General features: G+C 43.6%; 7 protein-coding genes. All 7 read left to right on the forward strand.

Translation table 11 applies throughout. From position 1 onward, the window contains the following. The first annotated feature begins 7 nt into the window (after nt 1-7). Nucleotides 8-2,323: an efflux RND transporter permease subunit gene (locus SVI_RS08750; protein ID WP_041419816.1), complete on the forward strand. Its 2,316-nt coding sequence runs from the start codon at nt 8-10 to the stop codon at nt 2,321-2,323. A gap of 266 nt (nt 2,324-2,589) precedes the next feature. Beyond that, nucleotides 2,590-7,431: an NAD-glutamate dehydrogenase gene (locus tag SVI_RS08755; RefSeq protein WP_013051133.1), complete on the forward strand. Its 4,842-nt coding sequence runs from the start codon at nt 2,590-2,592 to the stop codon at nt 7,429-7,431. A gap of 61 nt (nt 7,432-7,492) precedes the next feature. Continuing rightward, nucleotides 7,493-8,512 (forward strand): quinone-dependent dihydroorotate dehydrogenase, encoded by a 1,020-nt coding sequence (gene pyrD / locus SVI_RS08760; RefSeq protein WP_013051134.1) that lies wholly within the window; start codon nt 7,493-7,495, stop codon nt 8,510-8,512. 178 nt (nt 8,513-8,690) lie between these two features. Continuing rightward, nucleotides 8,691-9,224, forward strand: coding sequence for a cell division protein ZapC (locus tag SVI_RS08765; RefSeq protein WP_013051135.1), 534 nt, complete (start codon nt 8,691-8,693; stop codon nt 9,222-9,224). Between the two features lie 524 nt (nt 9,225-9,748). Further along, the gene (rlmKL, locus tag SVI_RS08770) at nt 9,749-11,884 is read left to right on the forward strand and encodes a bifunctional 23S rRNA (guanine(2069)-N(7))-methyltransferase RlmK/23S rRNA (guanine(2445)-N(2))-methyltransferase RlmL (RefSeq protein ID WP_013051136.1); all 2,136 of its coding nucleotides are present in this window, start codon (nt 9,749-9,751) and stop codon (nt 11,882-11,884) included. After that, nucleotides 11,874-12,107 carry a glutaredoxin family protein gene (locus tag SVI_RS08775; protein WP_013051137.1) on the forward strand — a complete coding sequence of 78 codons (234 nt, stop codon included), beginning with the start codon at nt 11,874-11,876 and terminating at the stop codon, nt 12,105-12,107. The genes rlmKL and SVI_RS08775 overlap by 11 nt, the downstream gene beginning before the upstream one ends. Nucleotide 12,108: 1 nt before the next feature. Then, complete coding sequence (locus tag SVI_RS08780; RefSeq protein WP_013051138.1) at nt 12,109-14,028, forward strand: ABC transporter ATP-binding protein; 1,920 nt, start codon at nt 12,109-12,111, stop codon at nt 14,026-14,028. Nucleotides 14,029-14,064: the final 36 nt, after the last annotated feature.

The raw sequence follows: 14,064 nt of genomic DNA on the forward strand, positions 1-14,064 counted from the left end.
CTTTATGATGTTAGAAAAAATAGTTAATGGATTAGAATCCTTTTTGTTCAGGCGACGGGCCTTCGTCATCTTGCTGTTTATCCTGACCACCATTTTCTTGGCATTTCAGGCCAGTAATCTGAAAATGGATGCGGCCTTTATCAAGAATATTCCGCTAAACCACAGCTACATGAAAACTTACTTGAAGCACCAAAATGACTTTGGCGGTGCCAATAGCATCATGGTTGCCGTTGAAGACACCAGTGGTGATATTTTCAATGAAAACTTTTTTGATGCGTTAAAGAATGTCCATGATCAGCTTTTCTTCATTCCAGGTGTTGACAGGGCGCAAGTCAAATCCCTATTTTCCCCTTCCACACGTTTTACCGAAGTAGTCGAAGATGGTTTTGCTGGCGGTCCGGTCATTCCGGCAGATTTTTCTACCACAGAGGAAGGCCTGGCAGTTGTAAGGGATAATATAGAGAAAGCGGGCATAGTCGGTCGCTTAATTGCTGAAGATTACTCCGCCGCCATGGTCAAGGCTCAGTTGATGGACTTCGATCCCCAAACGGGAGAACCACTGGACACCTTAGCGTTCGCGGCTCAGCTGGAAAAAGAACTACGTACAAAATATGAAAATGACCATATAAAAATCCATATCATAGGCTTTGCCAAGATGGCAGGGGATGTGGCCGATGGGGCTAAGGGCGTCATGCTCTTCTTCCTGATCGCGATTGTCGTCACAGCTATCATGGTTTACCTCTTCTCCAAGTCATTTATTCTTACCTTATTGCCCTTAACCTGTAGTTTAATCGCGGTGATCTGGCAGTTGGGCTTATTGACTGTAGTGGGATTTGGGCTAGACCCTATGTCGATTCTGATCCCATTCTTAGTGTTTGCCATTGGGGTGAGTCACAGTGTGCAGATGATCAATGCCGTACGGCGTCGAGTGCTCGAAGGGGAAACGACTAAGGCAGCTGCAGCACTTGCTTTTAGAAGTTTATTGATCCCAGGGGGCATCGCGCTCCTGTCCGATACAGTAGGGTTCTTAACCTTGCTATCCATAGATATCGGTATCATCAGAGAGCTGGCTATCTCAGCCTCTCTGGGGGTGGCTGTGATCATATTAACTAATCTGATCCTATTGCCACTCATCATCTCCTATACCCAAGTATTGGCGGTGAAATCCGGTGACGCCTCAATTGAGCGTACCAATCGAATCTGGGAGTTCTTGTCTCGATTTGCGACGACAAAATATGCTATCTGGGTGTTAGTGGCTACAACGGCGTTATATGCCATAGGTTTACAGCAAGCTAACCAAATGAAAGTAGGCGACTTACAGGGCGGGGCACCCGCACTGCATCTTGATTCTCGCTATAATCAGGATACGTTTTACATCACAGATAAGTTCTCAATCACCACAGATGTGATGACGATTATCGTCGAAGCCTTCCCTGAAGCTTGTACTTATCATTCTGTGCTAACACAGATAGATGAATTTGAATGGTTAATGCGTAACACTCCGGGGGTGGAGACCACAGCCAGTTTGGCATCGGTTGCTAAGCGAGTAAATGCCGGTTTCAATGAAGGTAATCCTAAATGGCAGATTTTACCTAGAACCACTGCTAGCCTGGTACAGGCAGTTGGGCGCGTACCGACAAGCTCCGGATTGCTCAATAGTGATTGTTCCGTCATGCCTATTTACCTTTTCTTAACCGATCACAAGGCTGAGACCATAGAAGTTGTCATCGATAAAGTGAAAGCATTATCTGCGACTATGAATAACGACAAGGTGCAGTATCGACTCGCATCTGGACCCGTTGGCGTCATGGCTGCGACGAACGAAGCTGTGGCTGAGGCTCAATTACCTATGATGTTATATGTCTATGGGGCCGTATTCTTCCTTTGTCTGATCAGTTTTAGATCTCTAAAAGCCACAATATCTGTCATCTTGCCATTATATGTGGTGTCTACATTGGCTCAGGCCTTGATGACACAACTGGATATAGGTTTGGCTGTAAGTACTTTACCTGTGATAGCCCTAGGGGTCGGGATTGGTGTCGACTATGGTATCTATATCCTTTCTACGATGGCAGGGAGATTAAGAGAGGGGATGCCGGTGCAACAGGCGTATTACGAGGCCTTAGTTGAGCGGGGCAGTGCGGTTATTTTTACCGGGCTCACATTAGCTATCGGTGTTAGCACCTGGTTCTTCTCTGAGCTTAAGTTTCAAATGGATATGGGAATACTGCTGACATTTATGTTTTTAGTAAATATGTTAGGGGCCATAATTATTTTACCGGCCATAGGGGCGGTTATCTGGCGAAAACCCAGAGCGGTATAAGTAAACTGGGAGCTTAGGCTCCCTTTTTATTGCTTAAGAAATGCATAGTTACGCTGTAATGCCGATTGATTTCTCATTTTTCGGGTCTAAATATTGCTGTAACTGATTTTAAGGAGGATCTACCACTAAAATACTTCTCGAAATGTGGCAGCTTTAGTAATAAACTTCGCGCATGACATAGATCACACTATTTTGATCTATCATTTGTAACAAGCATCCAAAAAATTATAAAAGCGCTGCCATAGACCCTTAAAGGAAACAGCAACATGGCCTTGAAAGATGCAATGCCTTCAGTACTACTCGAAAACGTAGTCAATCTTATTCATTCTAAAGTACCTACTACACAAGTAAAACAGGTTGAGCAGTTTGCTACCTGTTTGTATGCACACATGTCTAAAGACGATCTTAAGTCCCGTAATGACAGTGATCTTTATGGTGCCGTATTAAGTCTGTGGAATGCCGCGAATATGACCGCGAAAGGCGAGTCGCATATTCGAGTCTTTAATCCCAGTCAGTCCAAACATGGTTGGCAATCAACACATTCCATCATAGAAATCATTCAACCTGATATGCCATTCTTAGTGGACTCTGTGGGCATGGCGCTAAATCGTATCGGCATCACTACCCATATGATGTTGCATACACCCTTGTCGATTAAGCGCAGCAAAGATGCGATCACTCAAGTCATCTATGGTGACGACAATGGCAAAGGGAAACTGGAAAAAGTTGCCGTATTCCTGATTGAGATCGGCCGGCTCAGTAGTAAAGATGATATTAAGCAGATAGAAAAAGAAATAGCATCTGTACTCGGCGATGTTGCTGCCTCAGTCAATGACTGGGCTGCTATGTCCGTTAAGCTTGATGAAACCATTAAAGATCTTGGTATACGCCCATATCCGGGTGATAAACAAGAGCTTAAAGAGGCTACTGACTTTCTTAACTATCTGAATAATCATCACTTTACCCTGTTAGGCTATCGTCGTTATGATTTGCGAAAAGTGGAAGGCGATCTAGATCTTATTCCTGATACGTCATCAAGCCTGGGCTTGATGACCATTAAGGGTAAACCTCAGCCTGGTACTGGATTATTATTGTCCAATTTTTCGGAAAGTGCCCGCAAAGAAGCCCTAGATCATAGCTTACTCCTGTTGACTAAGAGCAGCGAAAAAAGTCGAGTTCATCGTCCAGCTTATGTGGATTATGTCGGTGTTAAACGTTTCGATAAGCAAGGTAATGTGATTGGGGAAGATAGATTCTTAGGCCTTTATGCCTCAAATCTGTATAACCGCAGCCCACGAGAGATCCCATTATTGGCCGAAAAAGTGCAGCGCGTTCTCGACCGCTCTGGATTAACACCTCGCTCTCATGATTATAAAGCCTTGATGCACATACTCGAGACCTTGCCCAGAGATGAACTGATACAGTGTAATGTCGAAGAGCTAGCTTATGTCGCCCATGGCGTACTCGAGATGCAAGACAGGGACAAGTTAAAGTTGTTCGTGCGTAAAGATGGCTTCGGACGCTTCTTCTCTTGTCTAGTGTATGTGTCTAAAGACAGATACAACACTAAGTTACGTGAAGATACTCAACGTATATTAGCCCAGCATTTTAATAGCAATGCCCAGGTTGAGTTTACGACCTATTTTTCTGAATCAACCCTTGCGCGTACTCACTATATAGTGAAAGTCGACAGCAATACTATGGATGTAGATGTGGCCGCCATTGAAAATAATTTAACCGAAGCTGCTCGTTCTTGGGAAGATAAGCTTAATGATTCCCTCTGTAGTGCTCGTGGAGAAGAGTCAGGCACGAGTCTAATGAAGCGTTATGTCACCGCTTTTCCACGCAGTTATCAAGAAGAGGTCTTACCCAGTTCAGCCGTTGTAGATATTTTGCAACTGGAAGCCTTGGATGATGCTCATAAACTTGGGATGCTGTTTTATCTCCCCCAGGAAACGGCATTAAATAACAGTAAAGTACGCTTGAAGCTGTTCCACAAGGATGAGCCGATCCATCTTTCAGATGTCTTGCCCATGCTGGAAAACTTTGGTCTTAGGGTGATCAATGAGCGTCCCTATGAGATAAAAACCTCAGTTGGTGATACTTATTGGATCTTAGACTTTCTGATGACAGTTCGGGGTTCTACCACTGAGAATGTTGCAGAGAGTCAAGACAGATTCCAGGACGCGCTTTCTCAAGTCTGGAAAAAGCAGCTTGAAGATGATGGCTTTAACCGTTTGGTCTTGGCTACGGGTCTTACCGGCCGTGAAGTCTCTATACTGCGTGCTTATGCTAAATATATGCGTCAAATTGATGCGACTTTCAGCCAAGCGTATATCGAAGAGACGTTTACCCGCTACCCTCAGCTCGCCGATTTGCTGGTTAAGATGTTCATTCGTAAGTTTAACCCTAAACTTAAGACTCGTACTTTAGGCAAGTTCGTTGAACAGATAGATCTACGTTTAGATGATGTATCTAGCTTAGATGATGACAGAATCATTCGTCGTTATTTGGATCTTATTAATGCCACTCTAAGAACTAACTTCTATCAAGTTGCCGATGATGGTGCTAATAAACCTTATTTATCATTTAAATTTTCGCCGGAAGAGATTCCGGAGATGCCACGTCCACTACCTAAATTTGAGATATTTGTTTACTCACCAAGAGTAGAAGGCGTACATCTTAGGGGCGGGAAAGTGGCCCGTGGTGGCTTGCGTTGGTCTGACCGACGTGAAGATTTCAGAACAGAAGTGCTGGGCTTAGTTAAAGCGCAACAAGTTAAAAATACCGTGATTGTTCCCGTTGGAGCGAAAGGTGGATTCGTTTGTAAGCAGCTACCAACCGATGGTGGCCGCGAAGCCTTCTTCTCGGAAGGCCAAGCATGTTATCGAATCTTCATTCGTGGTCTGCTCGACATCTCTGATAACATCATTGAAGGTGAGGTTATTCCGCCAAAGAATGTTGTCCGTCATGATGATGATGACCCATATCTGGTTGTTGCTGCGGATAAAGGTACGGCGACTTTCTCTGATATCGCTAACAGTATCTCTGAGGAGTACAACTTCTGGTTAGGTGACGCATTCGCCTCTGGCGGTAGCAATGGCTACGATCATAAGAAGATGGGTATCACGGCTCGTGGTGCTTGGGAGTCTGTTAAGCGTCATTTCCGCGAAATTGGTATCGATTGTCAAACAACAGATTTCACCTGTTTAGCCATTGGTGATATGGCGGGAGATGTATTTGGCAATGGTATGTTGCTCTCGGAACATATCCGTCTTGTTGCAGCTTTCAACCATCTGCATATCTTCATCGATCCAAACCCAGATGCACCATCCAGTTATAAGGAACGTGCTCGCTTATTCGAACTGCCTCGTTCTAGTTGGGATGATTACAACAAGGAACTGATCTCTAAAGGCGGCGGAATCTTCCTTCGCTCGGCTAAGAAGATCCCTCTGTCTGCAGAGATGAAGCAGATGTTAGATACCAAGAAGACGACGATGACACCGACAGAGCTACTTAAAGAGCTGCTGAAGATGAATGTCGATCTTATCTGGAATGGTGGTATCGGCACGTATGTGAAGGCATCGACTGAAACTCACGCAGAAGTGGGTGATAGAGCCAATGACACATTGCGTGTCAATGGTGATGAAGTTAACGCAAGGATCATAGGTGAAGGCGGTAACTTAGGTTGTACTCAGCTTGGTCGAATTGAGTATGCCACCCAAGGTGGACGCATTAACACCGATTTCGTTGATAACGTGGGCGGTGTCGATTGTTCCGATAATGAAGTGAATATTAAGATCTTACTCAATGCCTTAGTTGCCGATGGTGAGATGACGCTTAAGCAACGTAATCGTCTCTTAGTTGAGATGACCGATGAAGTGGGGCGTATTGTCCTTCAAGATTGTAACGATCAAACCAGGACTATCTCTGTGACTCAGGTTCGTGGAGCTGAGCAGCTTAAAGAGCAGATCCGCTTCATTCATCATCTGGAAAAAGATGGCAAGCTAGATAGAGGTCTTGAGTTCTTACCTTCGGAAGATGAGCTGGCCGAACGCTTAGCCAATGGTAAGCCGTTAACTCGTCCTGAATTATCTGTGCTGGTTGCATACGCTAAAATGGTATTGAAAGAGCAGTTATTGACACCAGAAATCACCGAAGACCCTTTCTTGAGTCAATTATTGATTGCTTATTTCCCTCGACAATTACAAGAGAAGTACAGCGATCGTATGGCTGCTCATCCTCTGCGCGGGGAAATTATCGCAACTTCATTGGCAAATGAACTGGTTAATGATCTTGGTCTTAACTTCGTTCAACGTATGCAGGATGAGACAGGTGCCTCAGTCGCCGAAGCCGCGATTTGTTATACTATGGCGCGTGAAATATTTGGTCTAGCAGATTTAACGACAGAGATCACTTCACTCAACGGTATTATCCCAGCGGTAGTGCAAGGTGAGATGTTGCATCAATTACGCCGTAATATTCGTCGAGCTTGTCGTTGGTTCCTACGTCATCGTAATCGTAGTCACAGTATTGAGCAGTCTGTTGCATTTTTCAGTCCTGTTTTCGCCGATTTAAAAGCCAATGTTCACGGCTATATGGTCGAGTCTGAAGCTGAGGGCATACGTTCGGAAATTGCTGCACTGGTGAAAGAGGGTGTCGATGAACCTATAGCGACAAATGTGGTTAACATGAGTACGCTATTTTCTGCACTGGATATTGCTCAAATAGCAGAGTTAGAAAAGAAGCCTATTTCATTGGTCGCTCAGACCTATTTCAAGTTAGGTGCACGTGTCGATCTACATTGGTTCCTCGAACAGATCAGTGAGCAACCGGTCGCTAACCACTGGCAAGCACTTGCCAGAGCGGCATTTAGAGAAGAGTTAGATTGGCAACAGCGTTCACTGAGTTCCGTGGTATTAAGATCATGTACCTCGACTTGTGATGCTGATACCATAATTAATCAATGGATAGACTCCAACCAGGGCTTGTTGGAGAGATGGTTCCATATGCTCGCAGACTTTAAAACTTCGCAAAGCCATGAGTTTGCCAAGTTCTCTGTCGCCTTACGTGAGTTAAATCTTTTGATTCTTCATTGTGAAGGTTAAGAGTTAATAATATTAATCAGCCCTGGCATTTGCCGGGGCTTTTTTCGGTCTAGGAGAAAGCATGTTTTACAAAATCGCTCAGAAAGTCATGTTCCAGATGGATCCTGAGAGAGCACATAATTTTGCACTCAGCAGCCTTAAATCCACGGCGAATAGCCCGTTAGATTGTTTCTACGCCCAGACGTTTAAACCTGCACCAGTTGAGTTTATGGGGATTACATTCCCCAATCCAGTTGGTTTAGCCGCTGGTATGGACAAAGATGGTGAATGTATCGATGGTTTTCATGCCATGGGTTTTGGTCATATCGAAGTGGGCACAGTGACTCCTAAGCCTCAGTCTGGCAATGACCAGCCCAGGCTATTTAGATTAAAACCTGCGAAAGCCATCATCAATAGAATGGGTTTTAACAATAAGGGAGTCGATAATCTTATTGCCAACCTGAAACAAGTAAAGTCAGGTGCGTTAGTAGGTGTCAACATAGGTAAGAATAAAGATACTCCGGTAGAGCAGGGCAAGGATGATTATCTTATCTGTATGGAGAAGGTGTACCAGTATGCGGCCTATATTACTGTCAATATCTCTTCTCCTAATACACCTGGATTGAGAAGCTTGCAGTATGGCGATCTGCTTGATGATCTATTGAGATCACTTAAAGATAAGCAGAAAGATCTCGCACAGAAGCATGGTAAGTATGTCCCACTGGCATTAAAAATCGCACCAGATTTAACCTCTGATGAGATTGAAAAAATTGCAGATTCGCTCATACGCAACAAATTTGATGGTGCCATTGCGACCAACACTACCCTAATCCGTGATGGTGTTAGCGGGCTTTTAAATGCAAATGAAGCCGGTGGTCTAAGTGGTAAGCCTCTGAATTCATTGTCAACATCTGTAATAAAACAGCTTTCTGAATGTCTTAAAGGTGAGCTGCCGATCATAGGTGTCGGTGGGATTAACTCTGCATCTGATGCACTGGATAAATTCGATGCTGGTGCAAGTATGGTACAAATATTCTCAGGCTTTATTTATCAGGGACCTGAACTCGTCAAAGACATAGTCAATGCATATCGAGTTCGTTAATTAAAAGATCTATTAATGATCTTTTAATGATCTTTTAATGATCGCGCGATCTCGGTTTGATCGCGCTTGATCGATATAAGATGCTGTTATTTAGGTTGATTTAATTTAATTATCCTTTTGCTGTTGAGTGAAATTTAATCTATCATTAACTTGTATTCTAATATGATAGGTGAACGTTATGTTACTAATGCCAAAGAGGGATTGGCAATGGAAATATAATGATGCGTATAGTGTGTTAAGCATCTCATTAGGTTCAGAGATGGAATTTCTGACCCCTTATAAAATGAAAATGTTAATTCCGGATGCTTTGATGGAGTTAGATTTCAGTGTGGAACACGCAAAGTTCTATATTGAGTTTCTGGAACTGCTGACTAATTTATCATGCATAGCGGACGCTTTTAAGGTTCAGCTAGCGCTCAATGCCACAGCAGCCCATTTTTTATTAAAGCCGCAAATGCCTAAATCATGGTTTTTCGCTACCAGTAGTATGTGTGTATTTAGCGAGCTTGGGAAAATTTTTAAGCTGTCTTGCCGAGAGGTTAATGCGCAGGTTTTAGTGGTTGAAACCAGTGTTCAGGCCTCATTAGTGATGTTGTTGGATGAAAAGCTACAGTTAAGTGATAGTAAATCATTAGCCCAATTTGAATGTATTAAAGTTATGCACGATAGACTGCATCCAATTTTGGTTAATCGACAGATTGTCGCGGCTTAATTTGCTTGTCCGGTCCTATTTCATTATCCATCTTGTTCAGTTCCCATCTCAGTGATTCAGTTTTGTTTGTTTGCACACCAGAAGAGCTTTAACTCTGAATCGGTTGCATGCTTATATGGACAGGAAGAAGGTCAAAACGGCGTATCATGTCCTCTCATTTCTTGCTTATTTCGTTCTGATTTCCCTTGAGTTAGTTTGCTGAAAATAACTCTGAGTTACTCACTGTCTTATACCGACTAGAATAAGGTTAAACTGGCTTATCATATCCCCTCATTTCATTCTGATTCCCCTCTGATCCCCCTCTGATTTCTGTCTCATTTCATTCTGTTTTCCCTTGAATTTGTTTGTCAAACGTAACTCTGAATCGGTCGACTTCATATACTTGTTGGCATAAAAGTGCGGTCTTTGTGCAAAACATAGGGTAAGAACGGGAATAATCTCTCAGGTGCGAATAACTTTTTATCATTTCAGTGCTCATCAAGGTATAATGTCTGATTAATTTTTACTGTGTGTCTATCTATACGATGTTAAATTTTTTTGCTGCGGCTCCTAGGGGCTATGAATATGCGTTATCGCTGGAGTTAGCTGAGCTCGGTGCCTCTGACATTAAAGAAAGTGTTGCTGGTGTCTACTTTACCGCATCTCTCGAACTAGGTTATCGAATTACGCTTTGGTCACGTTTGGCGAGTCGAATCATTTTCGTTATACATAAAGGACCCTGTGAGTCACCCGAGCAGCTCTATAATGCAGCTTACGGTATAGATTGGCAGATGCAGTTTTCTAATCGCAGCACATTTAGCATCGATTTTCATGGTCAAGGTGGTTTCATTAATAACACCATGTACGGTGCACTTAAGATAAAAGATGCCATAGTCGATCGTTTTCGCGACGATGATTTTTCAAGACCTGATGTTTCCCGCCACGAGGCAGATTTTCGAATCGATGCACACTATCGTCGTGGAGAGATCACCATAGGTTTGAACTTCTCCGGACCTGCTTTGCATAAGCGTGGTTATCGCTCCACCACAGGTGAGGCCCCTTTAAAAGAGAACCTTGCCGCCAACATGCTGGTTCGTAGTGGCTGGAAGAAAGAGCCCGTTTCACTGCTTGATCCTTTTTGTGGTAGTGGAACTATCTTGATTGAAGCTGCCATGATGGCCTGTGACATTGCGCCGGGTCTTCATCGTGAGCGCTTTGGTTTTGAGCACTGGCTAAGACATAATGATAAACATTGGCAAGAATTGCTCAATGAGGCACGTGCTAGAGCCTCTATTGGCATAACACGCTGTACCACTAAGTTCTATGGCTCAGATATAGAGCCTCATCTTGTCTCTATAGCTAAACAAAATGCAGAGAATGCTGGTGTTAGTGACTTAATCGAATTTAATGTTAGCGATGTCTTAGAGGTTAAAGCGCCGGAAGCATCGGGTTACCTTATCAGTAACCCTCCCTACGGTGAGCGTCTTGGTACTGTTACTGAGCTGCTTCAGCTCTATTATCAGCTGGGCGATAGGTTTAAGTCTGAATTTGGTGGCTGGAAAATAGCCATGTTAAACAGTGATAAAGAGCTGTTATCTGCTTTAAAGCTTAAAGCCGATAAACAGATGAAGATGAGTAACGGTCCATTGGATTGTGCATTCAATCTCTATACTGTTCATGCCGAGAATACTCGCCGTGTTGACCCAGAGAATATCAAGATTGAAGGGGATGTTAGCGATATCGCCGTGCCTTTCGCTAATCGTATAAAGAAGAATTATAAGCAACTTAAGAAGTGGGCTAAGAAAGAAGGGATCGACAGCTATCGTATCTATGATGCTGATTTACCCGATTACAAGGTTGCCGTCGATAAATATCTGGATTATGTCGTTATCCAAGAGTATACCGCGCCAATGGATATTCCCGAGTCGGTGACCAAGCGTCGCTTGACCGATGTGCTTATCGCTTTACCTAGCGCGATTGGTATCGATCCTAAAAATATCATCTTAAAGAAGCGTGAGCGCCAAAAAGGCACTAATCAGTATGAGAAACTTTCAACGTCTAAGCTTGAGCTTATCACTACTGAATATGATGCCAAATTTAAGCTAAATCTTAAAGAGTATCTCGATACTGGTCTGTTCCTCGATCATCGTCTGACCCGTAAACTCGTGGGTGAAAAGTCTAACAATCGCGATGTCCTCAATCTGTTTGCCTATACGGGCACGGCTTCAGTGCATGCAGCACTGGGTGGGGCTAAAACGGTTACGACTATTGATATGTCTAATACCTATATTAGCTGGGCGAAAGAGAACTTCGCGTTAAATGGGTTAAACGACAAAAAGTATTCGTTTGTTCAGGCGAACTGTTTAACCTGGATAAAACGTACCCATGATACCTACGACTTTATCTTTATCGATCCGCCGACGTTCTCAAACTCGAAGCGTATGGAAGACTCTTTCGATGTACTGCGTGATCATGTCGCTTTGCTGACTGATGTAATTAAGATACTTAGGCCAGGCGGTGAGATCATCTTCTCCAATAATAAGCGAAAGTTTAAAATGGAGATAGAAGCCCTCGAAGCTGTGGGTATCAAGGTAAAAAATATCGATGATCAAACCTTACCTATGGACTTTAAGCGTAATCCACAAATCCATAATACTTGGTTGCTAACACATGCCGAGTAAGACCTATATTTTGTTTCACACAGATGCCTGTCATCTGTGTGAGTTAGCCGAGCAGCTGATAACTATGTCTGGTATCTCATACATAAAAACAGACATCTGTGATGATGAAAAGCTCGCTGAACAATATGGTATTCGTATTCCTGTGCTAAAACAGATAGATTCTCAAAATGAGCTGAATTGGCCATTTGATGAAGATGTATTAAAGAAATTTTTAGGAGCATAAATTGAGTCTTGTTCGTATTAATAGTGGCTCTCTAGCCTATGGTTACACCCCACTATTACAAAAAGCTGATTTTACTATTGAACCCGGTGAGCGTGTTTGTATCGTTGGCCGAAATGGTGCCGGTAAGTCCAGCCTAATGAAAGTGTTGAGCGGTGATGTTCTGCTCGATGAGGGCGAATTTAATATCGCCAGCAACGTTAAGGTGAGTCGTCTACAGCAAGATCCACCTAAAGCCGAGCAAGGTTCAGTCTATTCCTATATTTCTGCCGGTCTCAAAGACGTGGGTGAGAAGCTGGAACGTTATCATCAGCTGGCCCATGATTTAGGCACAGCAGATCCTGAACAGATGGATCGCATGCTGAAGCAGATGGAGCGACTTCAGGATGACATAGATCACCTAAATGGCTGGCAATTAGATAGTCGAATCAATCAAAATTGTGAACTATTGGGTCTAGATCCCGATAGTTCCTTGAATGAGTTGTCGGGTGGTTGGCAACGTAAAGTCGCCTTGGCCAGAGCCTTGGTGAGTGAGCCGGACCTGCTATTACTCGATGAGCCCACCAACCATCTGGATATCGACACTATCGAGTGGTTAGAGCAGTTTTTGTTAAGTTACAAAGGCGCCATCGTATTTATCAGTCACGATAGGGGATTTATTCAGCGTATGGCGACCCGTATCGTGGATCTCGATCGTGGTGTTATTACCTCTTGGCCCGGCAGCTATCAAGTATATCTCGACGGAAAAGCCGAGTGGCTGCGCGTCGAAGCCGAGCAAAATGCATTGTTTGATAAGCGGCTTGCGGAAGAGGAAACTTGGATCCGTCAAGGTGTTAAGGCCAGACGTACACGTAATGAAGGTCGTGTTCGTGCATTAAAGGCTTTGCGAGTCGAACGTATGGCGCGCCTCAATCGACAAGGCGGCGCTAAAATGGCAGTGGCCGATACCGACCGCTCCGGTAAGCTTGTTTTCGATATCGAAAATCTGAATTACAACTTGCCAGATAAAAATCTGGTGAAGGACTTTACTTCGGCTGTGATGCGCGGAGACAGGATCGCGCTTATTGGTCCTAATGGTTGTGGTAAATCGACCTTAGTCAAACTCTTAATTGGTCAGCTTGAAGCCCAATCGGGTTCTGTAAAGGTTGGTACTAAGCTCGAAATTGCATATTTCGACCAATACAGAGAAGCGCTGGATCCTGAAAAGACGGTTGAAGAGAACGTAGGTGAAGGTAAGAAAACCGTCACAATTAACGGTCAAGACCGTCATATTTTGAGCTATCTGCAAGATTTCCTCTTCTCTCCTATGAGAGCAAGAACACCAGTAAAAGCACTTTCAGGTGGAGAGAAAAATCGGTTATTGCTGGCACGTCTGCTTTTAAAACCAGCTAACTTGATTATACTCGATGAGCCAACCAACGATCTCGATATTGAGACCTTGGAATTGTTAGAGTCTCTGTTAAGTGATTATCCTGGGACACTTCTCTTAGTGAGTCACGATAGAGCCTTTATCGATAACACTGTGACCAGTAGCTGGTGGTTCACCGGTAATGGTGGTTGGAGTGAATATGTTGGTGGCTATGAAGATGCCGTGTCTCAAGGTGCTAAATTTTATTCTGAGGAACCTAAGGATACTAAGAGTGTCCAAACTCAGAAGGTTGAGGCTAAAGAGGTAAAACTAGCCGAGAAACCAAAAGTTGAAAAAAAGTTATCTTATAAACTTCAGCGTGAACTCGAAGGGCTACCAGCTAAAATGGAGCAACTAGAAACGGAAGTTAAAGCTTTGCAAGAGACAGTTGGTGGATCAGATTTTTATGCTCAAGATCAAGATAAAATTAATCTCCAACTCGGCCAATTAACCAACAAAGAGAAAGAGTTGGAAGTGTGCTTCGAGCGATGGGAAGAGTTAGAGTCGCTCAAGTAATACAAAATTAAAACTAGAAATAGTATGGGAATAGCG

Origin of the sequence: Shewanella violacea DSS12 (assembly GCF_000091325.1) — a bacterium.
Classification (GTDB): Bacteria; Pseudomonadota; Gammaproteobacteria; order Enterobacterales; family Shewanellaceae; genus Shewanella; species Shewanella violacea.